The 26,512-nt window shown below is 72.2% G+C and carries 25 protein-coding genes and 1 pseudogene; 5 read left to right on the plus strand and 21 right to left on the minus strand.

From position 1 onward, the window contains the following. Positions 1–31: 31 nt before the first annotated feature. The 4 genes from cydC to QMG39_RS16580 are packed head-to-tail and all read right to left on the minus strand — an operon-like array spanning position 32 to position 5,770. The gene (gene cydC / locus QMG39_RS16565) at positions 32–1,723 is read right to left on the minus strand and encodes a thiol reductant ABC exporter subunit CydC (protein ID WP_281886909.1); all 1,692 of its coding nucleotides are present in this window, start codon (positions 1,721–1,723) and stop codon (positions 32–34) included. Beyond that, positions 1,713–3,341, minus strand: a complete 1,629-nt coding sequence (gene cydD / locus QMG39_RS16570; protein ID WP_281886911.1) for a thiol reductant ABC exporter subunit CydD — start codon at positions 3,339–3,341, stop codon at positions 1,713–1,715. Before cydD ends, cydC begins: the two co-directional genes overlap by 11 nt. Positions 3,342–3,343: 2 nt before the next feature. Then, a complete protein-coding gene (gene cydB / locus QMG39_RS16575; protein ID WP_281886913.1) occupies positions 3,344–4,348 on the minus strand; it encodes a cytochrome d ubiquinol oxidase subunit II in 1,005 nt (334 codons plus the stop codon). 9 nt (positions 4,349–4,357) lie between these two features. Further along, positions 4,358–5,770 carry a cytochrome ubiquinol oxidase subunit I gene (locus QMG39_RS16580; RefSeq protein WP_281886915.1) on the minus strand — a complete coding sequence of 471 codons (1,413 nt, stop codon included), beginning with the start codon at positions 5,768–5,770 and terminating at the stop codon, positions 4,358–4,360. An 87-nt stretch (positions 5,771–5,857) separates the two neighbouring features. On the opposite strand from QMG39_RS16580, the gene QMG39_RS16585 reads away from it, so the two are divergent. The 3 genes and pseudogenes from QMG39_RS16585 to QMG39_RS16595 form a co-directional block, all read left to right on the plus strand. Then, positions 5,858–6,241: a BlaI/MecI/CopY family transcriptional regulator gene (locus tag QMG39_RS16585; RefSeq protein WP_281886917.1), complete on the plus strand. Its 384-nt coding sequence runs from the start codon at positions 5,858–5,860 to the stop codon at positions 6,239–6,241. A gap of 7 nt (positions 6,242–6,248) precedes the next feature. After that, positions 6,249–7,187 carry a M56 family metallopeptidase gene (locus QMG39_RS16590; protein ID WP_281886919.1) on the plus strand — a complete coding sequence of 313 codons (939 nt, stop codon included), beginning with the start codon at positions 6,249–6,251 and terminating at the stop codon, positions 7,185–7,187. A gap of 10 nt (positions 7,188–7,197) precedes the next feature. Next, positions 7,198–7,845: pseudogene (locus QMG39_RS16595) on the plus strand (DedA family protein); the annotation flags it as partial. Positions 7,846–7,994: 149 nt separating this feature from the next. Here QMG39_RS16595 and QMG39_RS16600 read toward each other — a convergent pair. From QMG39_RS16600 to QMG39_RS16620, 5 genes are all read right to left on the minus strand, one after another. Next, a complete protein-coding gene (locus tag QMG39_RS16600) occupies positions 7,995–8,915 on the minus strand; it encodes an ABC transporter substrate-binding protein (protein ID WP_281886921.1) in 921 nt (306 codons plus the stop codon). Next, the gene (locus QMG39_RS16605) at positions 8,915–9,655 is read right to left on the minus strand and encodes an ABC transporter permease (RefSeq protein ID WP_281886922.1); all 741 of its coding nucleotides are present in this window, start codon (positions 9,653–9,655) and stop codon (positions 8,915–8,917) included. Before QMG39_RS16605 ends, QMG39_RS16600 begins: the two co-directional genes overlap by 1 nt. After that, entirely contained in the window at positions 9,652–10,347 is a 696-nt protein-coding gene (locus tag QMG39_RS16610) for an ABC transporter permease (protein ID WP_281886924.1), read from the minus strand. Before QMG39_RS16610 ends, QMG39_RS16605 begins: the two co-directional genes overlap by 4 nt. Continuing rightward, a complete protein-coding gene (locus QMG39_RS16615; protein ID WP_281886926.1) occupies positions 10,344–11,156 on the minus strand; it encodes an ABC transporter ATP-binding protein in 813 nt (270 codons plus the stop codon). The genes QMG39_RS16610 and QMG39_RS16615 overlap by 4 nt, the downstream gene beginning before the upstream one ends. A gap of 171 nt (positions 11,157–11,327) precedes the next feature. Beyond that, positions 11,328–11,948: a TetR/AcrR family transcriptional regulator gene (locus QMG39_RS16620; protein WP_281886928.1), complete on the minus strand. Its 621-nt coding sequence runs from the start codon at positions 11,946–11,948 to the stop codon at positions 11,328–11,330. A 160-nt stretch (positions 11,949–12,108) separates the two neighbouring features. Here QMG39_RS16620 and QMG39_RS16625 point away from each other — a divergent pair, with 160 nt between their 5' ends. Continuing rightward, positions 12,109–13,155 (plus strand): App1 family protein phosphatidate phosphatase, encoded by a 1,047-nt coding sequence (locus QMG39_RS16625; RefSeq protein WP_281886930.1) that lies wholly within the window; start codon positions 12,109–12,111, stop codon positions 13,153–13,155. 94 nt (positions 13,156–13,249) lie between these two features. On the opposite strand, the gene QMG39_RS16630 is transcribed toward QMG39_RS16625, so the two are convergent. From QMG39_RS16630 to hisD, 3 genes are read right to left on the minus strand one after another with little or no spacing between them, the layout of a single operon-like run. After that, complete coding sequence (locus tag QMG39_RS16630; RefSeq protein ID WP_281886932.1) at positions 13,250–14,287, minus strand: quinone-dependent dihydroorotate dehydrogenase; 1,038 nt, start codon at positions 14,285–14,287, stop codon at positions 13,250–13,252. A gap of 29 nt (positions 14,288–14,316) precedes the next feature. Beyond that, positions 14,317–14,790 carry a transcriptional regulator NrdR gene (gene nrdR / locus QMG39_RS16635; RefSeq protein WP_281886934.1) on the minus strand — a complete coding sequence of 158 codons (474 nt, stop codon included), beginning with the start codon at positions 14,788–14,790 and terminating at the stop codon, positions 14,317–14,319. Between the two features lie 23 nt (positions 14,791–14,813). Beyond that, positions 14,814–16,121: a histidinol dehydrogenase gene (hisD, locus tag QMG39_RS16640; RefSeq protein WP_281886935.1), complete on the minus strand. Its 1,308-nt coding sequence runs from the start codon at positions 16,119–16,121 to the stop codon at positions 14,814–14,816. A 43-nt stretch (positions 16,122–16,164) separates the two neighbouring features. Between hisD and QMG39_RS16645 the strand changes: the two genes are divergently transcribed. Further along, positions 16,165–16,659: a flavin reductase family protein gene (locus QMG39_RS16645; protein ID WP_281886937.1), complete on the plus strand. Its 495-nt coding sequence runs from the start codon at positions 16,165–16,167 to the stop codon at positions 16,657–16,659. A gap of 30 nt (positions 16,660–16,689) precedes the next feature. Here the strand turns inward: QMG39_RS16645 and dnaE are convergent, their stop codons facing one another. From dnaE to QMG39_RS16690, 9 genes are all read right to left on the minus strand, one after another. Further along, a complete protein-coding gene (dnaE, locus tag QMG39_RS16650) occupies positions 16,690–20,157 on the minus strand; it encodes a DNA polymerase III subunit alpha (RefSeq protein ID WP_373878357.1) in 3,468 nt (1,155 codons plus the stop codon). Positions 20,158–20,248: 91 nt separating this feature from the next. After that, a complete protein-coding gene (locus tag QMG39_RS16655; protein WP_281886940.1) occupies positions 20,249–21,169 on the minus strand; it encodes an RluA family pseudouridine synthase in 921 nt (306 codons plus the stop codon). 1 nt (position 21,170) lies between these two features. Continuing rightward, a complete protein-coding gene (lspA, locus tag QMG39_RS16660) occupies positions 21,171–21,896 on the minus strand; it encodes a signal peptidase II (protein WP_309298784.1) in 726 nt (241 codons plus the stop codon). Next, positions 21,886–22,584, minus strand: coding sequence for a DivIVA domain-containing protein (locus QMG39_RS16665; RefSeq protein ID WP_281886941.1), 699 nt, complete (start codon positions 22,582–22,584; stop codon positions 21,886–21,888). The genes lspA and QMG39_RS16665 overlap by 11 nt, the downstream gene beginning before the upstream one ends. 116 nt (positions 22,585–22,700) lie before the next feature. Continuing rightward, on the minus strand, positions 22,701–23,006 hold the full coding sequence (locus tag QMG39_RS16670; RefSeq protein ID WP_281886943.1) for a YggT family protein: 306 nt from the start codon (positions 23,004–23,006) through the stop codon (positions 22,701–22,703). A 6-nt stretch (positions 23,007–23,012) separates the two neighbouring features. Beyond that, the gene (locus QMG39_RS16675) at positions 23,013–23,492 is read right to left on the minus strand and encodes a cell division protein SepF (RefSeq protein WP_281886945.1); all 480 of its coding nucleotides are present in this window, start codon (positions 23,490–23,492) and stop codon (positions 23,013–23,015) included. Between the two features lie 32 nt (positions 23,493–23,524). Beyond that, positions 23,525–24,205: a YggS family pyridoxal phosphate-dependent enzyme gene (locus QMG39_RS16680; protein WP_281886947.1), complete on the minus strand. Its 681-nt coding sequence runs from the start codon at positions 24,203–24,205 to the stop codon at positions 23,525–23,527. A gap of 19 nt (positions 24,206–24,224) precedes the next feature. After that, positions 24,225–25,394 carry a cell division protein FtsZ gene (gene ftsZ, locus QMG39_RS16685; RefSeq protein ID WP_281886949.1) on the minus strand — a complete coding sequence of 390 codons (1,170 nt, stop codon included), beginning with the start codon at positions 25,392–25,394 and terminating at the stop codon, positions 24,225–24,227. Between the two features lie 142 nt (positions 25,395–25,536). Then, complete coding sequence (locus QMG39_RS16690; RefSeq protein WP_281886951.1) at positions 25,537–26,496, minus strand: cell division protein FtsQ/DivIB; 960 nt, start codon at positions 26,494–26,496, stop codon at positions 25,537–25,539. Between the last annotated feature and the right edge of the window lie 16 nt (positions 26,497–26,512).

Raw genomic sequence — 26,512 nt, forward strand, 5'->3', positions numbered from 1 at the left:
TACGACCCGCGGGGCGCGGATGCCGCAGCCGTCAGCCGGCGTTCGCGGGGATGCGCCCGTCGGCGCACACGACCGTGCGGTCGACCAGCGCCGGGTCGACGCGATCGTGCGAGATGAGCACGACCGTGCGCCCGTCGGCGCCCGCAGCGAGGAGGTCGGCGAGCAGCGCGTCGGCGCGCTCCTGGTCGACGTTCGCGGTCGGCTCGTCGAGCACCAGCACCGGGAAGTCGGCGAGCATGGCGCGCGCCAGCGCGATGCGCTGCGCCTGCCCGCCCGAGACGAGCGCGCCGCGCTCCCCCACCGATGCGTCGAGCCCGCCGCGCTCACGCACCCAGTCGCCGAGTCCGACCCGGTCGAGCACGGCGAGCAGCTCGTCGTCGTCGGCGTCGTCGCGCGCGAACAGCAGGTTCTGGCGGATGTCGGTGTCGAACAGCCACGGGCGCTGCTCGCACAACCCGATGCGCTCGCGCAGGCGGTCGGCGTCGAGCACCGACGCCTCGACGCCGTCGACGCGGAACGAGCCCTCGTACGCGAGGAAGCCGACCAGCACGTGGGCGAGCGTGGTCTTTCCGGCGCCGCTCGGCCCGCGGACGAGGACGCGCTCGCCCGGGCGCACCGTCAGGTCGACGCCCGCGAGGGCGTGGCTGGCGCCGACCCCCGCGAGGTCGGGCCACGAGGCGCGCAGGTCGCGGAGTTCGAGCAGCGGCGGGCCGTCGACGGCCGGCATCGGCGCGGGGTCGGCGACCGGTCGCGGCAGCCCGGCGGGAAGCTCGGACGGCACGGCGCCGTCGACGCGCTCGGCGCTCTGCCGCACCGTGCGCCAGGTCGCCCAAGCGACCGGCACGACACCCGCGACCTCGAGGATCGCGAGCGGCACGAGCGCGACGATGGCGAACTCCGGGCCGCCGAGCGTGCCGTCGGCCAACGGGCCCGCCGCGGCGACGACCGCACCGAGCACCGCCGCGCCCGCGGTGATCGCCACCGCGGCGGCCGCGAGCCCCGAGCCGACGGCAGCGCGCACGCGCGCGCGGCGGAGCCGGCGGTCTGCGTCGGCGACGCGGTCGAGCGACGGCCCCTCGGCGTCGTACGCGACGAGGGTCGGCAACGCCTGCACGTGTGCGAGCACAGCGTCGGCGAGCTCCCCGCGCAGGGGCGCGATGCGCCGCTCCGCCCTGGCCGAGAGCGCACCCTGGCCGAGGGTCGCGACGATGAGGCCGAGCACGAGCGCGACCGTGACCGCGAGCGCCGCACCGGGCGCGAGCCAGGCGATGCCGGCCAGCGCGAGCACGATCGCGACCGCCGCGCCCGCGACCGGCTGCACCACGCGCAGCGGCAGGTCCTGCAGGGCGTCTACGTCGCCGGTGAACCGTGCGAGCAGGTCGCCGCGCCGGGTCGCGGCCAGTCCGTCGGGCGCGAGCGGGATGACGCGCCGCACGATGCCCACGCGCAGGTCGGCGAGCTGCCGGAACGCCGCCTCGTGCCCGGTGAGGCGCTCGAGGTAGCGGAAGACGCCGCGGCCGATGGCGAAGGCGCGCACGCCCACGACGCCGAGCGAGAGGTAGAGGATCGGCGGTTGCTCGGCCGCACGGGCGATGAGCCAGGCGGATGCCGCGAGCAGCGCGATCGTCGACCCGGCCGACAGCGCGCCGAGCAGCACCGGCAGCGCGAACCGCCGCGCAGGCGGCATCGCCAGGCGGAGCGACGGATGCACGTCAGCCGACATGGGTCACCGCCTCGATGCGCACCACGCGGTCGGCCGCCTCGAGCACCGCCGGCCGGTGGCTCACGACGAGCACCGCGCGGCCCTCGCGGGCGAGGGCGCGCAGGGTCTGCACGAGCCGTGCCTCACGGCCCGGGTCGGTCGCGGCGGTCGGCTCGTCCAGCAGCAGCAGCGGCAGGTCGCGCGCGTGCAGCCGGTGCAGCGCGCGTGCGATGGCGACCCGGTCGGACTGCCCGCCCGAGAGCCCGTCACCGCGCGCGCCGATCGCCTGCTCGGGTGCCACGTCGTCGCTCGCGGCGTCGCGGAGCGCCCGGCGCACGGCGTCCGGGTCCGCACGCTGCTCCCCCAGCGCCACGTTCTCGGCGACCGTGCCGGGCAGCAGCACCGCCTCCTGGCTTGCCCACGCGAGCCGTCCGCGCCGATCGGCCGCGTCGGCGCGACCGTCGACGAGGATCTCGCCCTCGTGCGGCACGAACCCCAGCACGGCGCCCAGCACCGACGACTTGCCCGCGCCGCTCGGCCCGCCGAGGGCGACGAGCTCGCCCCGGTGCACGACCAGGTCGAGCCCCTCGACGGCGGCTCGCCCGTCGTACTCCACCGAGACGCCCCGAAGGTCGAGCACCGCATCGTCGGCCGCGACGGTCTCGCCCGCGGGGGCATCCGACCGCTCCTCGTCGGGCGCGTCGATCAGCGCGAGCACGTTGCGCGCCGCCGTGATGCCCTCGGCGGACGCGTGGAACTGGGCGCCGACGTTGCGCACGGGCAGGAACACCTCGGGCGCGAGCAACAGCACGAACAGTCCCGCCGAGAAGGCCATCGCGCCGTCGACCAGGCGCAGGCCGATCGAGACCGCGACGAGCGCGACCGACAGGCTCGCCGCGAGCTCCAGCACGAACGAGCTCAGGAACGTCACGCGCAGCACCCGCATCGTTCGAACCCGGTAGTCGTCGGTGTCGGCGCGGATGCGGTGCTCCTGGCGGTGCTGCCGGCCGTGCACGATGAGCGTCGAGAGCCCGCCGACGAGCTCGAGGAACTGCCGCGACAGGTGGGTGAGCGCCTCCCACTGACGCTCCTGCACCGCGCGGGTCACGAGCCCGATGAGCACCATGAACACCGGCACGAGCGGCAGCACGATCACGAGGATCAGCCCCGAGAGCGGGTCGGCGATCCACACGGCGACGACGAGCGTCGGCACGACCACCACGGTCGCGACCAACTGCGGCAGGAACCGCCCGAAGTACGGCTGGAGCGCGTCGAGCCCGCCGCCGACCGCGACCGCGGTGTCGACCGTGGAGCCGGCGCGGCGGCCCGGCGCCCGGCCGAGCGCGCGCAGGGCCGCCAGGCGCAGCTCGGACGCCACCGCTGCGGCGCCGATCGTGCCCGCGGCATCCCACCCCCAGGCCACCAGCGCGCGCACCACGACCGCGGCGGCGAACCATGCCGTCCAGGTCGAGAGCGACTCCAGCGACGCCCCGCCGATCAGGCCGACGACGAGCGACTGCAGGCTCCACGCGAATGCGAGGATCGCCAGTGCCTGCACCGCCGCGAGCAGGGCGCCGACCGCGAGGTACCCCCGCGCCGACCGCGCGTGACGCAGGAGCGCGGGATCGAGCGGTCGCACCGTCAGTGCGCGGCGGCGGGGATGTGCTCCCGGGTGAGCCGCTTGCGGAAGATCCAGTACGTCCAGCCCTGGTAGGCGAGCACGAGCGGCAGGAAGATCAGCGCCGTCCAGCTCATGATCGTGAGCGTGTAGTCACTGCTCGACGCGTTGGCGATCGTCAGGCTGTTCGCCGGGTCGTTGCTCGCCGGCATGACGTCGGGGAACAGCGCGCTGAACAGCGCCAGCACCGCGGTGCCGATCGTCACGGCCATGAGGCCGAACGACCAGCCCTCCGCACCGCGCGCGTTCATGAGCCACGAGCCGATCAGGCACAGTGCCGCGACCGCCGCGAAGCCCCAGAACCAGGCCGTGCCGAACGCGAAGCCCGTCCACACCAGGAAGCTCGCCGCGACGACGATCGTGATCAGGCCTGACCGCACGGCGAGCTTGCGCGCCCGCTCGCGGATCTCGCCGTCGGTCTTGAGCGAGACGAACACCACGCCGTGCGTGAAGAACAGCAGCAGCGTCGTGAGTCCGCCGAGCAGCGCGTACGGGTTCAGCAGGTCGAGCAGCGTGCCGGTGTAGTTGTGCCCCTCGTCGAGCGGCACGCCCTGCACGATGTTCGCGAAGGCGACGCCCCAGAGCAGCGCCGGCACGGCCGAGCCGATGATGATCATCCAGTCGAAGCGCGCCTTCCACTCGACCTCCGGCCGCTGGTGCCGGTACTCGAACGAGACGCCGCGCACGATCAGCGCGAGCAGGATGAGCAGCAGCGCGAGGTAGAACCCGCTGAACAGCGTCGCGTACCACTCGGGGAACGCAGCGAACAGCGCGGCGCCCGCCACGATCACCCAGGTCTCGTTGAGGTCCCAGACCGGGCCGATGGTGTTGATGAGCACGCGACGATCGGTGTCGTCCTTGCTGAGGAACGGCAGCGACATGCCGACGCCGAAGTCGAAGCCGTCGAGCACGAAGTAGCCGACGAACAGCGCGGCGACGATCCAGAACCAGAGCGTTGCGAGATCCATGATCGCCTCCTAGTAGACCGTGGTGGTCGGTTTCACGACACCGGACTCGGGATCGGGTTCGCCGATCTCGGGTGGGCCCTTGCGGATCGCGCGGATGATCAGGCCCACCTCGACCACCGCGAGCACGCCGTAGACCACCGTGAAGGCGATCAGCGAGATGAGCACCTCGAGGCCCGTCACGTTCGGCGACACCGCCGATTCGGTGGGCAGCAGGCTGAACACGATCCAGGGCTGCCGGCCCATCTCGGTGAAGACCCAGCCGACGCTCATCGCGAGCAGCGACAGCGGGAACGACCAGATCGCGACGTTCCACACCCACTTCTGCTTCGGCAGGCGGTCGCCGCGGGTGAGCCACAGCCCGACGATCGCGACGAGGGTGTGGGCGATGCCGAGCCCGATCATCCAGCGGAACGACCAGTAGGTGATCCAGATGATGGGCGTGTAGTCGCCGGGGCCCCAGAGCTCGACGTATTCGGCGTTCAGGTCGTTGATGCCCTCGACGCAGCCGTCGAGCGTGTGGGTCGACAGCAGCGCGAGCAGGTAGGGCACGCGCAGCGACCAGATCTCCTCCGACCCGTCGGGCGTGCCGATGGAGAACAGCGAGAACGAGGCATCCGCACCGCAGGCCGTGTCGTAGAGCGCCTCGGCAGCGGCCATCTTCATGGGCTGGGTCGCGGTCATCGCGAGGCTGAGCTGGTCGCCGAAGAAGAACGTCGCGGCCATCGAGCCGACCATCAGCCAGAGGCCGAACTTCAGCGCCGGGCGCATCGCGTCGGCGAACTGGCGGCGCTTCAGGTGCCAGGCGGCGGCCGCGATGATGAGGCCGGCGGTCACCATGAAGCTGCCCGCGATCGTATGCGGGAACGCCGCGAGCGCCACCGGGTTCGACAGCACCTCGCCGATGGAGACGAGCTCGGCGCGGCCGGCCTCGTCGTTCAGCTCGAAGCCGACCGGGTTCTGCATGAAGGCGTTGGCGGCGATGATGAAGTACGCCGAGAGCACGGTGCCGACCGCGGTCGCCCAGATGGTGGCGAGATGGAGCCCCCGTGGCAGCTTGTCCCAGCCGAAGATCCAGAGGCCGATGAAGGTGGCTTCGAGGAAGAAGGCGAGCAGGCCCTCGAGCGCGAGCGGGGCGCCGAAGACGTCGCCGACGAAGCGGGAGTACTCCGACCAGTTCATGCCGAACTGGAACTCCTGCACGATGCCGGTGACGACGCCCATCGCGAAGTTGATGAGGAACAGCGTGCCGAAGAACTTCGTCAGCTGCAGGTAGACGACCTTGTCGGTGCGCACCCACGCGGTCTGGAAGATCGCCACCGTGGTCGCCATGCCGATGGTGATCGGCACGAACAGGAAGTGGTAGACGGTCGTCAATCCGAACTGCCAGCGGGCGAGCAGCAGCGGATCCAGCAGTTCGTTCACGAGCCCTCCCGGCCAATCGTCGGATCGCGTCCTCGCGTTACTCTACGCAGCGTAGAGCAAAACTCGGAAAGCCGGTAGCCTTGAGCCATGGCGAGTCTGGGTGAGCTGGAGGCGGCGGTCATGCGCGCCCTCTGGGCGTCCGACGAGCCCATGCCCGCCCGCGAGCTCATCGCGCAGCTGGCCCGCCCCGCGGAGCTGGCGACGGATGCCGGTGGACGGGCGTCCGCGCGCACCCCCGCACTGACCACGGTGCTCACCGTGCTCTCGCGCCTCGAGTCGAAGGGCATGGTCGACTCCGACCGCTCGGTGCGTCCGCGCCGCTACCGCCCGACGGGCACGCCGGCCGACCACACGGCCGAGCTGATGCGCGAGCTGCTCGACGAGGCATCCGACCGCGAAGCCGCCCTCGCGAGGTTCGTCGGCACCGTCGACGCGCGCGAGGCCGACACCCTGCGACGACTGCTCGGCTGACCCGCGGATGCTCCTCGTCGCACTCGTCGGCGCGCTCGCGCTCGCCCTGGCCTGGCCCGTGCCGCTCATGCTCGAACGGGCGCGGTGGACGATGCTGGCGCCCGCGCTGGCGCTGCTGCTCTGGCAGGCGATCGCGCTCGGCGGCGGGCTCGCCATGATCGGCTCGCTGCTCGGCCTCGCACTGCTGCCGTTCCCCGGCGGGCTCGCCGAGGCGGCCCTCGCGCTCGCCGCGCACGCGTGGACGGGCCCCCTGCCGGAGGCCGTCGGCGCGATCCACGTGGCTGCGCTGGCGGCAGCGGGCATCCTCTCGGCGCTGCTCCTGCTGACCCTCGTCGCGACCGCGCTGCAGGTTGAACGCGACCGCCGCCGGCACGTGTCGCTCGTCGGCCTGCTCGGGCGCGCCGATCCCGACCGGCCGGGCACCGTCGTGCTCGACCACCCGGTTCCGGTCGCCTACTGCCTGCCCGGCATGACCACCGTGACCGTGCTCTCGGAGGGGCTGCTCGACGCGTTGCCGCCCCGCGAGCTCGACGCCGTGCTCGCGCACGAGACCACGCACCTGCGCCAGCACCACCACCTCGTGCTGCTCGCGTTCCGCGCCTGGAACCGCGCGCTCCCCTGGTTCCCGATCGCCAACCGCGCCGAACGCTCGGTCTCGCGGCTCGTGGAGCTGCTCGCCGACGACCAGGCGGTGCGCGAGGTCGACCGCGAGGTGCTCGCCTCGGCGGTCGAGCGCATCGGATCGGCCTGGGGCGCGGCCGAGGCGTCGGGGCACGCGTCGGGCCGCGCGGTCGTCGACCGCACGATGCTGGAGATCCGCCGCACCCGCCTGACGGCGGCCTCGTCGGTGCTGCCGCCGACGGCGACCCTCGGCGTGCTCCTCACGGCGACGGCCATCGTCGCCTTCCCTGCGATCTCTGTGCTGACGTTCATCTCCGGGACGTAGCCTTCGACACGTGAACGAGCTGCTGGACGCCGTGCTCGACGCGGTGGCGTCGGTGGATCCGGTGCTGCGCACCCTGCTCGCCGGCATCGCGATCATGCTCGAGACGTCGGTGCTGATCGGTCTCGTCGTGCCGGGCGACACGATCGTGATCGTCGCGAGCACGGGCGTCGAGGATGCGGTGCAGTTCGTGGCGCTCGCGCTCGCCGTCATCGCCGGTGCGCTCGCAGGCGAGAGCCTCGGCTTCGCGATCGGCCGCTGGTTCGGCCCGCACCTTCGCGCGAGTCGCGTCGGCAGGTGGATCGGCGAGGCGCACTGGGACCGCGCGCAGAACTACCTCGGCAGCCGCGGCGGCATCGCGGTGTTCCTCTCGCGCTTCCTGCCGGTGCTGCACTCGCTCATCCCGCTCACGGTCGGCATGAGCACCATGACGTACCGGCGCTTCATGGCGTGGACCACGCCGGCCTGCGTGATCTGGGCGTTCGCCTACGTCGGCGTGGGCTCGGCGGCCGCCGAGGGATACCGCGCCCTCTCGGCCGAGCTGCACTGGGCGGGCTACCTCTTCGTCGCCGCGATCGTCGTGTTCCTGCTGCTCATCGTCGGGGTCAAGCACCTGCTGCACCGCCGCGAGGCCCGGCACATGGCCGCGCGCGAACTCGAGGAGCACGACGCGGAGGAACCGGGCGCCGGGGAGTCCGCGGCGGTCGGGCCCGGAGCCGGTGACCGGGCCGCGCCGCGGACGCCGACGGGGCCGGGCCCCGCGGACGACGCGTCCCCTGCACCCGGCCCCGTCAGGCCGCGCCACCTGGCCTAGGCGAGGCCCTGCTCGGTCAGCCAGTCGGCCGCGATGTCGCTCGCGGAGCGCTGCTCGTCGACGCTCTCGGAGTTGAGCGCGACGAGGTCCTCGGCCGTCAGCGCCGCGCTCACGGCGTTGATCACCTCGGCCACCTCGGCGTCGACCCGCTCGCTCACGACCGGCACCACGTTCGACGCGAGGAACAGACCCTCGGGGTCCTCGAGCGTGACCAGCTCGCTCGTGGCGATCGCGGGGTTCGCGCTGAAGATGTTCACGAGCTGCACGGCGTCGTCCTGCAGCGCCTTGATCGTGAGCGGCCCGCCGCTGTCCTCGATGGCCGTGAAGCCCACCTCGACGCCGTAGACCGCCGCGAGCCCCTCGGGGCCGTACGGGCGGGTCTCGAGCTCGGAGTTGCCGCCGAGCGTGAGCTCCTCGGGCACGTCGGCGAGGTCGGCGAGGCTGGTGACGCCGTACTCGTCCGCGAACGCCTGCGTGACGTTGTACGAGTCCTGGTCGGTCGCGGGAGCCTGGTCGAGCACGCTGAGCCCGTCGGGCAGCGCGCCCGTGAGCTCGGCGTAGACGTCGTCGCTCGTGGTCGCGGTCGTGTCGGGCACGTAGTACTGCAGGAGGTTGCCCGTGTACTCGGGGAACACGTCGATCGCGCCCGACTCGATCTCCGGGATGTAGACCTCGCGCTGCCCGATGCGGAACTCCCGCTCCACCTCGAAGCCGTTCGCCTCGAGCGCCTGGGCGTAGATCTCGGCGATGATCTCGTTCGAGTAGTAGTCCTGCGAGCCGACGACGAGCGGACCGGATGCCTCCCCGGCATCGCTTCCGCCGTCGACCGAGTCGCTCGTGCCGCAGCCTGCGAGCGCGACGACCGCGCCGACGGCGACGGCTGCGAGCGAGAGGCGGCCGATTCGGTTGACCTGCATCAGTTGTTCCCTTCGATTGCGGGTTGCCCCATGGACGCGGACCGCCGGGTCGTACGGTCGCGAAGCGTGCCGGAACGCGTCGCCCGCACGCCTGCGGGGACGACGATCCGCTGGAGGAGCGCGAACGCGCCGTCGAGGACGAGCGCGAGCGCGATCACGAGGATGGAGGCGGCGAGCATGAGCGTGTAGTCGCCCGTCTTGAGCCCCAGGAAGAGGATGCCGCCGAGGCCGCCCGCACCGACGTAGGCGGCGAGCGTGGCCGTCGCGACCACCTGCAGCACGGCGGAGCGCACGCCGCCGATGAGCGTCGGCAGCCCGATCGGCGTCTCCACGCCGAGGATGATCTGCCGCTCGGTCATGCCCATGCCGCGCGCGGCATCGACCGTGCGCCGGTCGACCGACTCGATCGCGGAGTACGTGCCGGCCAGCACCGACGGCACGGCCAGGACGATGAGCGCCACCGCGGGCCCGGCCACGCCGATGCCGACCCACAGCGCCACGAGCGTGAGCACGCCGAGCGACGGCAGGGCGCGCAGGCCGCCGGAGAGCGCCACCGCCACCTCGCGGCCGCGACCGGTGTGGCCGACGAGCATGCCGAGCGGGATGCCGATGCCGCAGGCGATCGCGACCGCGCCGAACGTGATCAGCAGGTGCTGGAGGAGCAGCACCCCGATGCCGCCCGGCCCCTCCCAGTTGGCGGGGTCGAGCAGCCACGCGAATGCGTCGGCGAACAGGCTCATACGGCGGCCGCCTCCCGCTCGCGGGCGCGACCCGCCCGGCGCCCACCGGAGTCGCGCGCGCTCGCGCGCGTCCAGGGCATGACGAGCCGGCCCGCCACGACGAGCAGGCCGTCGATGGCGAACGCGAGCAGCATGGTCGCGATCAGGCCCGCCCAGATCTCCGCCTGGATGCCGCGCTGGAACCCGTCGGTGAAGAGGCTGCCGAGGCTCTGCACGCCGATCACCGCGCCCACCGTGACGAGGCTGACGGAGCTCACCGCCACCACACGCAGGCCCGCGAGCAGCACGGGGCCGGCCAGGGGCAGGTCGACCTGCCAGAACCGGCGCCAGCCCGAGAACCCGACGCCCGTTGCGGCCTGGCGGACGTCGCGATCGACGCCGCCGAACCCGTCGGCGGCCGACCGCACCATGAGCGCGATGCCGTAGAGCGCGAGCGCGACGATGACGTTCAGCTCGCTGCGCCGGGACGTGCCGAGGATCGCCGGAAGTGCGACGAACAGCGGCAGCGACGGGATGGCGTAGATCAGGCCGATCACGCTGAGCAGCACGCCGCGCGACCACGCGTAGCGCCAGGCGAACCAGCCGATCGGCACGCTGAGCACGAACGCGAGCACGATCGGCGGCACCGCGAGGCGCAGGTGCACGAGTGCGAGCTCCCCGATCAGGTCGAGGTTGTCGACGATCCAGGTCACGGGGCGAGTACCCCTGCCGGCCGGCCGTCGGCGTCGACCACGACGCGGGCGCCGTCGACCTCGGTGATGTGGAGCGCGCGCTTGCCGCGGTCGGCGCCCACGAACCCGGCGACGAAGTCGTCCGCCGGCTCGGCGAGGATCTCTGCCGGGGTGCCGGACTGCACGATCTCGCCCCCGGTCTTGAGGATGATCACCTGGTCGCCCAGCAGGAAGGCCTCGTCGATGTCGTGGGTCACGAAGACCACCGTCTTGCCGAGGTCGCGCTGCAGGCGCAGCAGCTCCTGCTGCAGCTCGGCGCGCACGATCGGGTCGACGGCGCCGAACGGCTCGTCCATGAGCAGGATGTTCGGGTCGACGGCGAGCCCGCGCGCGACGCCCACGCGCTGCTGCTGCCCGCCGGAGAGCTGGCCCGGGTACCGGTCGGCGAGGCTCCGGTCGAGGCCGACCGTGTCGAGCAGCTCGAGCGCGTGCGCGCGCGCCTCGCGCTTCGGCGTGCCGCGCAGCAGCGGCACCGTGGCGACGTTGTCGATGACCCTGCGGTGCGGCAGCAGGCCGGAGTTCTGCATGACGTAGCCGATGCCGCGCCGGAGCTTCACCGGGTCGACCCCAGCGACGTCCTCGCCGTCGATCAGCACCGCGCCCGAGGTCGGGTCGACCATGCGGTTGATCATGCGCAGCAGCGTGGTCTTGCCCGAGCCCGATGAGCCGACGAAGACCGTGGTGCGGTGCGGGGGGATGACGATGTCGACGTCGGCGACGGCCACCGTGCCGTCGTCGAACCGCTTGGACACACCTCGGAACTCGATCACGATCTCGGCCCTCCCCCGGACGCGCGTCGCACGCCAGTCGTTCCACCTGAGCATCATTCGGATCGGCGCGCAAGAACGGATGCACCCGACGCCCGCCCTGCAGTCACCCTACGGAGCCGCAGCCGACGCCGAGTGCGCAGGCCGATTACGAACCGGTGACGATCGAACCGATCAGGCGACCGAGGTCGCGCGCGCCTGCTCCTCGTTCAAGCCGAACGAGTCGCCGAGATATTCCCGCAGGATCGACAGGCATTCGTCGATGTACCACTCGTCGCCGGCCGGGTCCGCAGCGAACGCCCGCGCCATCAGGGAGTCCGCGACCTCGATCGCGACGTCGAAGCGCCGGCGCAGGGTGCTGTCGGCGGGCAGCCCGAAGTGCTCCTGCACGAAGGCCGCGAGGTCGTCGGCGAACACGGCGGCGAGCAGCCCGTCATCGCCGACCGAGCGGTCGCGCTCGACGACCCGCACGACCCGGAACCCGGGCTCGTGCCGGTAGCAGTCGACCGCCGCGACCACGCTGCGCTCCACGACGTGCCATGGATCGTCGAGCGCCTCCTCGCCGATCGCGGCCGCGAGGCGGTCGCGGAACCGCTGCACGCAGCGCTCGCGCAGCGCGCGGAGCACGGCGAGGCGATCGGGGAAGTAGCGGTAGACCGTGCCGATCGAGGCGCCGGAGCGCTCCGCCACCTGCGCGGTCGTGATGAGCTCCGCCCCGACATCGTCGACGATCTCCGCCGCGGTGTCGAGCAGCGCGTCGAGGCGTCGCTCGGCACGCTGCTGAGCGGGGGTCACGCGAATCGCAGTCGACGCTCCAGCCGAGCCACGGAGCAGGTCACCTGTCGGCACGATACCTCCCTGAATGAAAGGCCCACTCTACCCCCCGTTTGCGGGTAATGGCGGCGACTCACCACAGGTCGGCGGGCGACGCGTCGCGGCGTGCGAGACTGTACGAATGCGCCCGCCCCACGAACCCGCGCCCGGCGCGGTGCGCGTGCATCGGGCCGCGCGGATCGAGGACTGGGTGCACGGCATCCGCGAGCGGTCCGCGCGTCGCCGGGGGCACGTGCCGACCATCGTGCCGTACGCCGGCTACGGCTCGGTCGACTGGGTCCGCATCCTCTGCCGCGTCCTGCTGAGCAAGCCGCCGGGGTCCCGCGGCAGCGCCCGTACCCGGGCACGCCGGGAGCAGGGCATCCGCGGCTGGCGCAGCTTCACGAGCGTGCCCGTCGGCGACGTGGCGGTGCGCATCAGCATCGGCGGCCAGGAGATCGAGGTCGTCGCCGACCGCGGCGGCGTGGTGGACGCCACGGTGCCGGTCTCGCTCCCGCCGGGGCGTCACGAGGCGGTGCTCTCGACCGAGGGCGGCGCCGACCAGCGCGCCCCGATCGACGTGATCGCCCCGGGCACGACGCTCGGCATCATCTCCGACGTCGACGACACCGTCATGGTCACCGCGCTCCCCCGCCCGCTCCTCGCCGCATGGAACACGTTCGTGCTCGACGAGCATGCGCGCATGCCCACGCCCGGCATGGCGGTGCTCCTCGAGCGACTCTCGCGCGCCCACCCCGACGCGCCGGTCGTCTACCTCAGCACGGGGGCGTGGAACGTCGCACCCACCCTCACCCGCTTCCTGTCGCGGAACCTCTACCCCGCGGGCACCCTCCTGCTGACCGACTGGGGCCCCACCCACGACCGGCTCTTCCGCAGCGGCCGCATCCACAAGGAGGACAACCTCCGGCGCCTCGCCGAGGAGTTCCCCGACATGCACTGGATCCTCATCGGCGACGACGGCCAGCACGACGAGGCGATCTACGGCGAGTTCGCGGCCGAGCATCCCGACCGCGTGGCCGCCATCGTCATCCGCCAGCTGTCCGCGGGCGAGGCGGTGCTCGCCGGCGGCCGGTCGCGCGCCGAGCTCCACGGGGTCACGGCACCCTGGATCTCCGCGAACGACGGCGCCACGATCGTGAAGCGCATGGAGGAGCTCGGACTGCTCTGAGCCCGGCCTGCTCTGAGCCCGGCCTGCTCCGGGGTCGTGCGCCGCCGACGGGGCGGGGCGGGGCGGATGCCGCGGGCCGCGCGCCGCGCACCGGTCAGCGCTCGCGCCGCAGGCGCTCCAGGCCTCGGTTCACCGACGCCGCCCAGAGCGGTCCGCGGTAGATGAAGGCCGTGTAGCCCTGCACGAGGTCGGCACCGGCGTCCAGCCGCTCCTGCACGTCCTCGGCGGTCTCGACGCCGCCGACGGAGATCACGCACAGCTCCGGCGGCACCACCCGGCGGATCTGGCGGAGCACCTCGAGCGAACGCGCCGCAAGCGGTGCGCCCGACAGGCCGCCCGCACCGGCCGCCTCGACGACGGAACGGCTGGTGCGCAGCCCCTCGCGGGAGATGGTCGTGTTCGTCGCGATGATGCCGGCGAGACCGGCGTCGACCGCGAGCCGGGCGATGCGCTCGACCTGCTCGTCGGTGAGGTCGGGCGCGATCTTCACGAGCAGCGGCGTGTCGCCCGCCTCGTCGCGGACCGCGGCGAGGAGCGGCTCGAGCGCCTCGAGCTCCTGCAGGCCGCGCAGCCCCGGCGTGTTCGGCGAGCTGACGTTGACGACCAGGTAGTCGGCCAGCGGCGCGAGCACCCGCGCGCTCCGGCGGTAGTCGCCGATCGCGTCCTCGACCGCCGTCACGCGGCTCTTGCCGATGTTGACCCCGAGCACGGGGCCGCGGCCGGGCCGGCGACGCATGCGGGCGATGCGCAGCGCGGCGGCATCCGCCCCGCCGTTGTTGAACCCCATGCGATTGATCACGGCACGGTCGGGGATCAGCCGGAACAGCCGCGGCTTCGGGTTGCCGGGCTGCGCTATGGCCGTGAGCGTGCCGACCTCGACGTGGCCGAATCCGAGCTGGCCCAGGCCGGTGACCGCGAGGCCTTCCTTGTCGAAGCCCGCGGCGACGCCGAACGGCGACGGGAACGTGAGGCCGAGCGCCTGCACGCGCAGCTCGGGGCCGGGCCCCGTCAGGCGCGCGACCATGCGGCCGATGCCGAGCCACGGCAGCCGACGGATGACCGCGAACGCGAGGTGGTGCGCCCGCTCGGGGTCGATGCGGCGGAGGACCAGGGAGAAGAGGATGCGATACATGCCTCGGAAAGGCTACCGGAGCGCGGGCGTCACTCCGCGGAGCGGGCCGGGAGGCGACCGTGCTCGGCGCGCAGCTGCTCGATGGCCTCCTCGAAGTCCTCGAGCGACTCGAACGCCTGGTAGACACTCGCGAAGCGCAGGTACGCCACCTCGTCGAGGTCGCGCAGCGGCGCGAGGATCGCCAGCCCGATGTCGTTCGCCTCGATCTGGGACGCGCCGGTCGAGCGGATGGTCTCCTCGACCTTCTGCGCGAGCACGGCAAGGTCGGACTCGGTCACCGGCCGGCCCTGGCACGCCTTCTTCACGCCCGTGACGACCTTGTCGCGACTGAACGGCTCGACCACGCCCGAGCGCTTGATGACCACGAGGCTCGCGGTCTCGGTGGTGCTGAAGCGGCGGCCGCAGTTCGGGCACTGGCGGCGGCGGCGGATGGAGAGCCCGTCGTCGGTGGTGCGGGAGTCGATCACGCGCGAATCGGGGTGACGGCAGAACGGGCAGAACATGGTTGCTCCAGTCTACGGGCGCGTCAGCCGCCGAAGCGGGCGCGGACGGCCTCCGCGTGCGCGGGGAGCTGCTCGGCGAGGGCGAGCGCGTCGATGCCGCTCGCGACGCCCGCGAGGCCCTGCTCGTCGTAGCGGACGACCTGCTGGGGGCGCAGGAAGGTCGCTGCCGACAGTCCCGAGCTGAAGCGCGCGTGGCCGCCCGTGGGCAGCACGTGGTTCGAGCCCGCCGAGTAGTCCCCCAGGCTCACCGGGGAGAACGGCCCGATGAAGATGGCGCCCGCGTTCTCGATCAGGGCGAGCACCGCGTCGGGGTCGTCGACCTGGATCTCGAGGTGCTCGGGACCGAACGCGTTCGCGAACGCGGCCGCCTGCGCGAGGTCGTCGACGAGCACGGTCGCGGACTGCTCGCCCGTCAGCGATGCACGCACGCGCTCGGCGTGCCGGGTCGCCGCCTGGCGTGCCGTCAGCCGTTCGGACACGCGCGCCGCGAGGGCCTCGTCGTCGGTCACCAGCACGGCCGCGGCGAGCTCGTCATGCTCGGCCTGGCTCACGAGGTCGGCGGCGACGAGGTCGGGGTCGGCCGCGCCGTCGGCGATCACGAGGATGTCGGTGGGCCCCGCCTCCGCGTCGATGCCGACGACGCCGCGCACGACGCGCTTGCCCGCGGCGACGAACCGGTTGCCCGGGCCGGTGACCACCTGCACGGGGTCCATTCCCTCGTCGGGCAGCCCGTACGCGAACGCGCCGATCGCGCCGGCACCGCCCATGGCGTAGACCTCGTCGACGCCGAGCAGCGCCGCGATGCCGAGGATGGTCGGGTGCACGCGCCCGCCGTGGTCGGGCTGCGGCGGCGACGCGATCGCGATCGAGCCGACGCCCGCGACCTGGGCCGGCACCACGTTCATGATGACGCTGGACGGGTAGACGGCCTTGCCGCCGGGCACGTACAGCCCGACCCGGCCGACCGGCTGCCAGCGCTGCTCGACGACGGCGCCCTCCCCGAGCACGGTGCGACCGGGCGGAGGCACCTGCGCGGCGCACGCCTCGCGCACGCGCCGGATCGACTCGCGCGCGGCGTCGGCCACGGCGGGGTCGAGCCCCGCGGCGGCCTCGTCGAGGTGCGCCCGCGGCACGCGAAGCGACTCCGGCCGCACGCCGTCGAAGCGCTCGGACTGGTCGAGCAGGGCCTCGGCTCCGCGGGCGCGCACGTCGGCGATCAGCTCGGCCGCGACCGGCTCCGCAGCTGCCACATCGCTGCGCGAACGCGGCACGAGGGCGAGCAGTTCGGCGGCGGTAGGCTGGGCTCCGCGGAGGTCGATCGTGTGCATCATGGCCCGCCAAGCCTACCGCCAGCCCAGAACGATCGGACGTTCCGTGACCGCCTCCCCCGTCGACCTCGACGCCTTCCGCCGCGCCTTCCGCAGGCATGCAGCAGGGGTCGCGATCGTGACGGTCCTTGAGCCCGACGGCGCACCCGCCGCGTTCACGGCCACCTCCGTCGCGTCGCTCGCCGCGGTGCCGCCGATGGCGACGTTCAACATGGCGCGATCGGCGTCGGCCTGGCCCGCCGTGGCATCCGCGACCCACCTCGTGCTGCACATGCTCGGCGCGCGCAACCGCGCCCTCGCCGAGCGCATGGCCGGACCGCGCGGGTCCCGGTTCGACGGCGTCGGGTGGCGCCCCGGCCCCGGTGGCGCGCCCGTGCTCGACGGGGTCACCGCGTGGATGGGCGGGCGGATCCTGGAGCGGTTCGAGGTGCACGAGAGCGCGATCGTCGCGCTGCGCGTCGACGAGGGCGCGCTCGGCGAGGCGGATGCCCCGCTGCTCTACCACGAGCGCAGCTACCGCACGCCGGGCGACGTGGTCTGACGGCGGGCGGCCACGGGCCGCCGGGCGCGCTCAGACCAGGCAGTTCGGACCGAGCAGGCTCTTCAGCTCGCCGTACAGGTCGGGCGTGACGCGCACCGGGAACGGCAGCTCGAACACGCGTGCCGTGCCGCCCTTCACGAGCTTCAGGTGCACCTCGGTCGCGCCGGAGTGACGGCCGAGCACCTCCCCGAGCGCCGTGACGGTGTCGGTCGTCGCGCGCTGGTCGGGCAGGGTGATCACCACGGGCCCCGACTCGTCGTCCTGCCCGAGCTCGGGCAGCACGATGCTGTACGCGTGCAGGTTCATGCCGTCGTCGCGCATGCTCACCCGGCCGCGCACGACCGCGATGCGGTCGGCCTGCAGGTCGGGCGAGAACTCCTGGTACGCCTTGCCCATGAACATGACCGTGAGCTCGCCCGAGAAGTCCTCGACCTGGATCATGCCGTACTGGTTGCCGCTCGAGCGGGCGACGCGGTGCTGCACGCTCGTCACGAGCCCCGCGATCGTCGCGGTGTCGCCGTCCTGCGTGGCATCCGATGAGACCAGGTCGGTGATCGTCGTGGAGGCGTGCTTGGCGAGCGGCACCTCGAGACCCGCGAGCGGGTGGTCGGAGACGTAGAGCCCGAGCATCTCGCGCTCGAACGCGAGCTTGTCGCGCTTGGTCCACTCCGGCCGTTCCGGCACCTGCGCCACGGGCGCGCGCTCGTCCTCCTCGAACAGGCTGTCGAAGTCGAACCCGACATCGCCGTTCGCCTCGGCGCGCTTGTCCTTCACCGCCGACTCGACCGCGGACTCGTGGATCTCCACCAGCGCGCGCCGAGTGTGTCCGAGCGAGTCGAACGCGCCCGCCTTCGCGAGCGACTCGACCGTGCGCTTGTTCGCGACCGGGATCGGCACCTTCTTCAGGAAGTCGTGGAACGACTCGAACCGGCCCTGCTCCTCCCGCGCGCCCCGGATCGCCTCGACGACGTTGAAGCCCACGTTGCGCACCGCGCCGAGCCCGAAGCGGATGTCCTCGCCGACCGCCGCGAAGAAGCCGATCGACTCGTTCACGTCGGGCGGCAGCACCTTGATGCCCATGCGGCGGCACTCGTTGAGGTACATCGCGAGCTTGTCGCGCGCGTCGCCGACGCTGGTCAGCAGCGCGGCCATGTACTCGGCCGGGTAGTGCGCCTTGAGGTACGCGGTCCAGTAGCTCAGCACGCCGTACGCGGCGGAGTGCGCCTTGTTGAAGGCGTAGTCGGAGAACGGCAGCAGGATGTCCCACAGCGTCTTCACCGCGGCATCCGAGTAGCCGTTGTCGTGCATGCCCTGCTGGAAGCCCGCGTACTGCTTGTCGAGCTCGGACTTCTTCTTCTTGCCCATCGCTCGCCGCAGGATGTCGGCCTGGCCGAGGCTGAAGCCGGCCACCTTCTGCGCGATGGCCATCACCTGCTCCTGGTAGATGATGAGGCCGTAGCTGGTGTCGAGGATGTCCTTCAGCGGCTCCGCGAGCTCCGGGTGGATCGGCGTGATCTCCTGCTGCCCGTTCTTGCGCAGCGCGTAGTTGGTGTGCGAGTTCGCGCCCATCGGGCCCGGACGGTAGAGGGCGATGACCGCCGAGATGTCCTCGAAGTTGTCGGGCTTCATGAGTCGCAGCAGCGAGCGCATCGGCCCGCCGTCGAGCTGGAAGACGCCGAGCGTGTCGCCGCGGCCGAGGAGCTCGTAGGCCGCGCGGTCGTCGAGCGCCAGGTCCTCCAGCACCGGGCGGAACCCGCGGTTGGCCTCGATGTTGTCGAGCGCGTCGTCGATGATCGTGAGGTTGCGCAGCCCCAGGAAGTCCATCTTGATGAGGCCGAGCGACTCGCACGCGGGGTAGTCGAACTGCGTGACGATCTGGCCGTCCTGCTCGCGCTTCATGATCGGGATGATGTCGATCAGCGGCTCGCTCGACATGATCACGCCCGCGGCGTGCACGCCCCACTGGCGCTTCAGGTTCTCGAGCCCGACCGCGGTGTCGAAGACGGTCTTCGCCTCCGGGTCGGTCTCGATGAGGGCGCGGATGTCGCCCGCCTCCTTGTACCGCGGGTGGTCGCGGTCGAAGATCCCCGAGAGCGGGATGTCCTTGCCCATCACGGCCGGCGGCATCGCCTTGGTGAGCTTCTCCCCCATGCCGAACGGGAAGCCGAGCACGCGCGAGGAGTCCTTCAGCGCCTGCTTCGCCTTGATCGTGCCGTAGGTGACGATCTGCGCGACGCGCTCGTCGCCGTACTTGTCGGTGACGTACTTGATGACCTCGCCGCGACGACGCTCGTCGAAGTCCACGTCGAAGTCGGGCATCGAGACGCGGTCGGGGTTCAGGAACCGCTCGAAGATGAGCCCGTGCTGCAGCGGGTCGAGGTCGGTGATCTTCATCGCGTACGCGGCCATCGAGCCGGCACCCGACCCGCGGCCCGGGCCGACGCGGATGCCGTGGTCCTTCGACCAGTTGATGAAGTCGGCGACGACGAGGAAGTAGCCGGGGAAGCCCATCTGCACGATGACGCCGACCTCGTAGTCGGCCTGCTTCCGCACGGCATCGGGGATGCCGCCCGGGTAGCGCTCGTGCAGGCCCTTCTCGACCTCCTTGACGAACCAGCTCTCCTCGTTCTCCCCCGCGGGCACCGGGAAGCGCGGCATGTAGTTCGCGCTCGTGTTGAACTCCACCTCGCAGCGCTCGGCGATCAGCAGCGTGTTGTCGCACGCCTCGGGGTACTCACTCCAGGTGCGCCGCATCTCGGCGGCGGTGCGCAGGTAGAAGTCGTCCGCGTCGAACTTGAACCGGTTGGGGTCGTCGAGCGTCGACCCGGACTGCACGCACAGCAGCGCCGCGTGGCTCTTCGCGTCGTGCGCGTGCGTGTAGTGCAGGTCGTTCGTGGCGACGAGCGGCAGGTCGAGCTCCCTCGCGAGCCGGATCAGGTCGCCCTGGATGCGGCGCTCGATGCCGAGGCCGTGGTCCATGACCTCGCAGAAGAAGTTCTCCTTGCCGAAGATGTCGCGGAAGTCGGCGGCGGCCCGCACCGCCTCGTCGTACTGGCCGAGGCGCAGGCGCGTCTGCACCTCGCCCGACGGGCATCCCGTGGTCGCGATGAGCCCCGACCCGTAGGTCTCGAGCAGCTCACGGTCCATGCGCGGCTTGAAGTAGTAGCCCTCGATCGACGCCAGCGAGTTGAGGCGGAAGAGGTTGTGCATGCCCGCGGTGTTCTCGGCGAGCAGGGTCATGTGCGTGTACGCGCCGGCGCCCGAGACGTCGTCGCCGCCGCCGTTCCCCCAGCGCACGCGGGTCTTGTCGCCGCGTGCCGTGCCCGGCGTGAGGTACGCCTCGGTGCCGATGATCGGCTTGATGCCGACATCCGTCGCCTGCTTCCAGAAGTCGTAGGCGCCGAACACGTTGCCGTGGTCGGTCATCGCGATGGCCGGCTGGCCCTGCTCCTTCGCCGCGGCCACGAGCTCGCCCACCCGGGCCGCCCCGTCGAGCATCGAGTACTCGGTGTGGACGTGGAGGTGGACGAAGCCATCGTCGGTCACGGCGCTCCCGGTGGGGTCTGAGGTGCGAGTGGGTGTTCGAAGACTAATCGTGCCGCACGACATCGAGCGCGTGCGCGAGGTCGGCCGGGTAGTCGGATCGGAACGTGACCCACTCGCCGTTCGCCGGGTGCGCGAACGACAGTTCGACCGCGTGCAGCCACTGCCTCGTGAGGCCGAGGCGGGCGCTCAGGGTGGGGTCGGCCCCGTACATGGCGTCGCCGGTGCACGGATGCCGCTGGGCGGCCATGTGCACGCGGATCTGGTGCGTGCGACCCGTCTCCAGGTGCACCTCGACGAGCGACGCGTACGGGAACGCCTCGATCGTCTCGTAGTGGGTCACGGCGTGCTTGCCCGCCGCGGTGACCGCGAACTTCCAGTCGGACCTCGGGTGCCGGCCGATCGGCGCATCGATCGTGCCGCGGAGCGGATCGGGCAGGCCCTGCACGAGCGCGTGGTACACCTTGTCGACCTCGCGGTCGTGGAACGCGCGCTTCAGCGCGGTGTACGCGGACTCGGACTTCGCGACCACCATCAGGCCCGAGGTGCCCGCGTCGAGCCGGTGCACCACGCCCTGACGCTCGGGGGCGCCGGAGGTGGAGATGCGGAAGCCCGCCGCGGCGAGGGCGCCGACCACGGTCGGGCCCTCCCAGCCGAGCGAGGGGTGCGCCGCGACCCCCGCCGGTTTGTCGATCACCACGATGTCGTCGTCGTCGTGCACGATGCCGAGGTCGGGCACGACGATCGGCTCGACCGTCGGCGCCCGCGGCGGCTCCCACGACACCTCGAGCATCGCCCCGCCGCGCAGGCGGTCGGACTTGCCGGCCTCGACGCCGTCGAGGCGCACGCCGCCGCCCCCGGCGATCTCGGCCGCGAGCGTGCGCGAGAACCCGAGCAGCTTCGCCAGGCCCGCATCGACGCGCACGCCGTCGAGCCCGTCGGGCACCGGCAGCATCCGATGCTCCATGTCAGTCCTCGCGGGAGTCCGGCGCGCTCGCCGGCGTCTCGGGCTCCTCCGGCTCGCCGAAGAGCTCCTCGATGGCGTCGTCGGACCGCTCGGAGTCGGCGGACTGCTCGGAGCCCTCCGACGCCTCGGCGCCCTCGGCCGCCTCGGCGCCCTCGGCCGGCTCGGCTGCGCCCTCCGCCTCGTCGTCGGCTGCGCCGCGCGCCGGCCGCACCTCGCGCTCGCCGTCGAGGCCGATGCCGCGGATGGTGAGGAACAGGAACAGCACCATGCTCGACACGACGCCGATGTCGGCGACGTTGTAGATCGCCGGCAGCATCCACGGGGTCGAGATGAAGTCGATCACGTGGCCGAGGCCGAAGCCCGGCTCACGCGTGAGCCGGTCGGTCAGGTTGCCGAGCACGCCACCGAGCAGCAGTCCGAAGACCACTGCCCAGAGGAGCGAGCGGATGCGGCGGGCGAACCAGATGATGAAGGTGAGCACGCCGGCGGCGAGGATCGTGAAGATCCACGTCATTCCGCTCGCGATCGAGAACGCGGCACCCGGGTTGCGGACGAACTGCCACTGGAGCACCGGCCCCAGCACGGGGACGATCTCCCCCTCGGTGAGGTTCGTGACGACGAGTTGCTTCGTGAGGTAGTCGAGCCCGTAGATCGTCGCGGCGATCGCGACGAGCAGGACCAGTGCGCTGATTCGGACCTGCGCGGAGCGCCGGGCCTCAGCCTCCAAAGGCCTGGTACGTCGGTGCCTGCGGCGGTGCGTCGACCGCACCGGCGCTCATCGGCGCGTAGCCGCCCTGCGCGGGCACGCCCGAGCTGACCGGCGCGGCCTGGTCGAGGTCGCGCAGCTGGCCCTCGATGTACGACTTGAGCTTCTGGCGGTAGTCGCGCTCGAACGAGCGGAGCTCGTCGACGCGCTTCTCGATCGCGGCGCGCTCCTGGTCGAGCTGGCCGATCTGCGCACGCTGCTTGGCCTCTGCCTCGGCGACAACGCGCGCGGCCGTGGCGTGGCCCTCGGCGATCAGTGCGTCGCGCTTCTCGATGCCCTCGCGCACATGCTCCTCGTGGAGGCGACGCGCGAGCTGCAGCAGGTTGGTGGTGCTGGTCTGCTCGTCGACCTCGGAGACCGGGGCGGGCGGCGCGGGAACCGCGACCGTGGGCGGCTGGGGCGCGGGCTCGGCGTAGGCCGGAGCGGGAGCCGGTGCCGGGGCGGGCGCGGGAGCCGGTGCGGGCTGCTGGGCGGCCTTCGCCTCGGCCTGCGCGAGCCGCTGGCGCAGCTCGTCGTTCTCCTGGTTGAGCCGGCGCAGCTCGACGACCACCTCATCGAGGAAGTCGTCGACCTCATCCTGATCGTAGCCCTCGCGGAACTTCGTCGCCTGGAACCGCTTGTTGACCACGTCTTCGGGAGTTAGCGCCATGGCGTTCCAACCTCACAATGCTCGATCTGTCTGATCACGTTCAGCTAACGGTAGCAAACGGTGCGCGGACCGCGCGGCCCGGATCGTGGTACTGCGTCACGGTTCGCAGGGGATGGTCAGGCGAGGCGCGAGATGCCGCCGACGATCCACAGCAGCACGATGACGACGAGCATCGCGATGCTCCAGCCGAAGTCGAATGCGACCTGCCCGACGCGCAACGGCGGCACGACGCGACGGAAGAACTTCACCGGCGGATCGGTCACCGTGTACACCAGCTCGACCACGACGAGCCAGGCCCCCTGCGGGCGCCACGAACGGTTGAACGTGCGCACGAGGTCGAGCACGAACCGCGCCCACATCGTGAAGAAGTAGATGAGCAGGACGTAGTACAGGAGGGTCGCGATGAACGCGATGGCACCCACGGCGGGTCAGGCGTGGGAGAAGAACGACGCCTCGACGTCGCTCTCGACCTCGCTGGACTCACCCGACACCACGACGTGGGCGGGCGAGAGCAGGAACACCTTGTTCGTCACGCGCTCGATCTTGCCATGGAGGCCCTGCGAAAGGCCACTCGCGAAGTCGATCAGCCGCCGGGCGTCGCCGTCCGACATCTGGGAGAGGTTGATGATGACCGGCACGCCGTCGCGGAACGACTCGGCGATGACCTGGGCGTCGCGGTACTGACGGGGGTGCACGGTGAGGATCTCGTTCATGTCCGCCTGCTGTGGGCTCGGGGTGGGTGCCGCGGTCGGCTTCCGCAGCGGGGTCACGGGGGCGCCGCCCCCCTTGGGTGCCGGAGCGGCGTGCGCCGCCTGCGTCGGCTGCGGCGCAGCCTCGGGGGTCTCCTGCTCGAACTCCTCGTCGGCGAGGCCGAGGTAGACCATCGTCTTCCGAAGCGGGTTGGACATCGCGACCTCCGTGTATCGTCGTCTCTTCGAGGTTAAGCGGGCGCGGGTCGATTTCCCGTGATTGCGGTGCCGATGCGAAGGTGTGTCGCGCCCGCGTGCACGGCCTCGCGGAAATCGCCGGACATGCCGATCGACAGGTCGCTCGCGCCGGGCGCGACGTCGGCGACGACGCGCTCGGACATCTCCCGCACACGGTCGAACGCGGCACCCGGCTCCTCCCCCAGCGGTGCGACCGCCATGAGCCCGCGCAGTCGCAGCCCGGGGGCCGCCTGCGCGGCCTCGGCGACGCGCAGCACGTCGTCGCCCGTCGCCCCGCCCCGCCCCGGATCGTCGGTGAGGTTCACCTGCACGAAGCAGTCGACGGATGCCTCGTCGGAGGCGAGCACGTCGACGAGCTCGACCCGGTCGACCGAGTGGATCCCGGACGCGTACGCGCGCACCTGCCGCGCCTTCTTGCGCTGCAGCTGGCCGACGAAGTGCCAGCGGAGCCCGAGGGACTCGAGCTCGCGCGCCTTCGCCTGGGCCTCCTGGTGCCGGTTCTCGCCGACGTCGCGCACGCCCAGCTCCGCGAGCTCGCGGATGAGAGACACCGGCTGGAACTTGGTGACCACGATGGTGGTGATCCCGTCGGGGTCGCGACCCGCCTCGCGCGCGGCATCCGCCACCTGGTTCCGGACCGCCGCGAGTCGTGCGGCGAGGGGGCTGCCGCTCATCGCGCGCCGACCCGGCCGCTCACTTGAGGAAGTCGGGGATGTCGAGGTCGTCGGGCTGCTCGTCGAAGGCCGGGTCGCCGACGATCGCGTCGGCCGTCGCCGTCGGCTGCTCGGCCGTGGACCAGGACGCGCTCTCGACGAGCTCCTCGATCGAGATCTCGGCCTCCGCCTGCGTCGCCGCCGCACCCGCGCCCGCGGCGCCGAAGGCACCGGCCTCCAGCTCCTCGCGGATCGGCGACGGCTCGCCGCCGTCGAACCCGGCGGCGATGACGGTCACGCGGACCTCGTCGCCGAGCGTGTCGTCGATCACCGCGCCGAAGATGATGTTCGCCTCCGGGTGCACGGCCTCCTGCACGAGCCGGGCCGCGTCGTTGATCTCGAAGATGCCGAGGTTCGACCCGCCCTGGATCGACAGCAGCACGCCGTGCGCGCCGTCGATCGAGGCCTCCAGCAGTGGCGACGCCACCGCGAGCTCGGCCGCCTTGATCGCCCGGTCGGCCCCGCGGGACGAGCCGATGCCCATGAGCGCGGAACCCGCGCCCTGCATGACCGACTTCACGTCGGCGAAGTCCAGGTTGATGAGGCCCGGCGTGGTGATCAGGTCGGTGATGCCCTGCACACCGGCGAGGAGCACCTGGTCGGCCGTGGCGAACGCCTCGAGCATCGAGATGCCCCGGTCGCTGATCTCGAGGAGCCGGTCGTTCGGCACCACGATGAGGGTGTCGACCTCGTTCTTCAGGGTCGCGACGCCCTGCTCGGCCTGGGTCTGCCGGCGCTTGCCCTCGAAGCTGAACGGCTTCGTGACCACACCGATGGTCAGCGCGCCGATCGACTTCGCGATGCGCGCGACGACCGGAGCGCCGCCGGTGCCGGTGCCGCCGCCCTCGCCGGCGGTCACGAAGACCATGTCGGCGCCCGCCAGCGCCTCCTCGATCTCCTCCGCGTGGTCCTCGGCCGCACGCCGGCCCACCTCGGGGTCGGCGCCCGCGCCGAGCCCGCGGGTCAGGTCGCGCCCGACGTCGAGCTTGACGTCGGCGTCGCTCATGAGCAGCGCCTGGGCGTCGGTGTTGATCGCGATGAACTCGACGCCGCGAAGGCCGAGCTCGATCATGCGATTGACCGCGTTCACGCCACCGCCGCCGATGCCGACGACCTTGATGACAGCGAGGTAGTTCTGGTTTGTCGACATGTCCGGCCCTCCGTGCGTCACTCTCAAGTCTCAACCTCAGGTGTAAGGTTAAAGTTTTGCCGAGTATGCAATTTCCCTGACCTCGACGGTAGGCGCGGCCGTGCCCGATCGGCGCACGACGCGCCGCGTGTCGCGATCCGGGTCAGCTCGTGACGGGGCTGCGCGGAGACGACACGTCGTAGCGCGAGACGGTCGACGGCGGCGCGGCCTCGACGAGCGCCTCGAGCACTGCGGCCTTCAGCACCGACTCCTCGGCGCTGCCCCAGACCACGCTCGCGCCGCCGGCGAGCTCGAGCCGCACGTCGTCCGCGGTCGAGGCGGACGCCGACAGCACGCTCGCCCGCAGGTCGTCGGGCAGCGAGCGGAGCACCGCGCTCGCCGCGCGGAAGCCGTCGCCCGCGAGCCCGCCCTGCGCGTCCACGAGCGGCAGGCCCTCGGGCCTCGCGGGCTGCTCCTCGAGAACGATGCCCGCGCCGTCGACGACGCGGAAGCCGCCACCGCCCGCGACCACCGCGATCGGCGTGCGCTCCACCAGGCGCACCACGAGGGTGCCCGGCGGGCGCCGCTCGATCGCCCAGGTCTGGATCGCGGAGAACTCCGCGAGTGCCTCGCCGACCGCCCGATCGTCCACGAGCGGCAGCGGCGTGCCGCGCTGCCCGTCGAGCGCCGCGACGACCTCCTCGGCCGTGACCCGCTCGCCGGCGCCCGAGACCTGGATCTCCTGCACCGCCATGAGCGGCGAGTACGCGGCGGCCGTCAGCCCGCCGACGACGAGCAGCACGCTGCCGATGCCCGCGGCCCATGCGATGCGCCGGTTGCGCTGGCGCTTCGTGAAGCGGCGCATCTCCTGGCGCTCATAGCGCTTCCGCCGCCGCGTCGCACGCCGGAGCTCGCGGCGCGCCCGCCAGCCGGTGGGCCGGTCGTCGCCCGACGCGTGGCCGTCGTCGTCGGGGAGGTCGACCGGATCATCGATCTGCCGGGCCGGCGCGTCCGCGAGTGTGCCGGGTCGCACCAGCGGGATCGGTTCGGTGAGCTGCGCATCGGCTGCGGCGGGCGACGGCTCCGGCGCGGGCGGCACGGGCCGCACGCGGGTGGACGGCACGCGAGTGGGCGCCTGC

The organism is Agromyces rhizosphaerae (assembly GCF_027925245.1).
In the GTDB taxonomy this organism is placed as follows: Bacteria; Actinomycetota; Actinomycetes; order Actinomycetales; family Microbacteriaceae; genus Agromyces; species Agromyces rhizosphaerae.

Bases quoted from the DNA above. Each gene is read 5' to 3' on its own strand.
- cydC (WP_281886909.1), bottom strand. From the start codon at position 1,723: ATGTCGGCTGACGTGCATCCGTCGCTCCGCCTGGCGATGCCGCCTGCG.
- cydB (WP_281886913.1), bottom strand. From the start codon at position 4,348: ATGGATCTCGCAACGCTCTGGTTCTGGATCGTCGCCGCGCTGTTCGTC.
- QMG39_RS16585 (WP_281886917.1), top strand. From the start codon at position 5,858: ATGGCGAGTCTGGGTGAGCTGGAGGCGGCGGTCATGCGCGCCCTCTGG.
- QMG39_RS16590 (WP_281886919.1), top strand. From the start codon at position 6,249: ATGCTCCTCGTCGCACTCGTCGGCGCGCTCGCGCTCGCCCTGGCCTGG.
- QMG39_RS16600 (WP_281886921.1), bottom strand. From the start codon at position 8,915: ATGCAGGTCAACCGAATCGGCCGCCTCTCGCTCGCAGCCGTCGCCGTC.
- QMG39_RS16605 (WP_281886922.1), bottom strand. From the start codon at position 9,655: ATGAGCCTGTTCGCCGACGCATTCGCGTGGCTGCTCGACCCCGCCAAC.
- QMG39_RS16625 (WP_281886930.1), top strand. From the start codon at position 12,109: ATGCGCCCGCCCCACGAACCCGCGCCCGGCGCGGTGCGCGTGCATCGG.
- QMG39_RS16630 (WP_281886932.1), bottom strand. From the start codon at position 14,287: ATGTATCGCATCCTCTTCTCCCTGGTCCTCCGCCGCATCGACCCCGAG.
- nrdR (WP_281886934.1), bottom strand. From the start codon at position 14,790: ATGTTCTGCCCGTTCTGCCGTCACCCCGATTCGCGCGTGATCGACTCC.
- hisD (WP_281886935.1), bottom strand. From the start codon at position 16,121: ATGATGCACACGATCGACCTCCGCGGAGCCCAGCCTACCGCCGCCGAA.
- dnaE (WP_373878357.1), bottom strand. From the start codon at position 20,157: ATGCTCGACGGGGCGGCCCGGGTGGGCGAGCTCGTGGCCGCGGCGAAG.
- QMG39_RS16655 (WP_281886940.1), bottom strand. From the start codon at position 21,169: ATGGAGCATCGGATGCTGCCGGTGCCCGACGGGCTCGACGGCGTGCGC.
- QMG39_RS16665 (WP_281886941.1), bottom strand. From the start codon at position 22,584: ATGGCGCTAACTCCCGAAGACGTGGTCAACAAGCGGTTCCAGGCGACG.
- QMG39_RS16675 (WP_281886945.1), bottom strand. From the start codon at position 23,492: ATGTCCAACCCGCTTCGGAAGACGATGGTCTACCTCGGCCTCGCCGAC.
- QMG39_RS16680 (WP_281886947.1), bottom strand. From the start codon at position 24,205: ATGAGCGGCAGCCCCCTCGCCGCACGACTCGCGGCGGTCCGGAACCAG.
- ftsZ (WP_281886949.1), bottom strand. From the start codon at position 25,394: ATGTCGACAAACCAGAACTACCTCGCTGTCATCAAGGTCGTCGGCATC.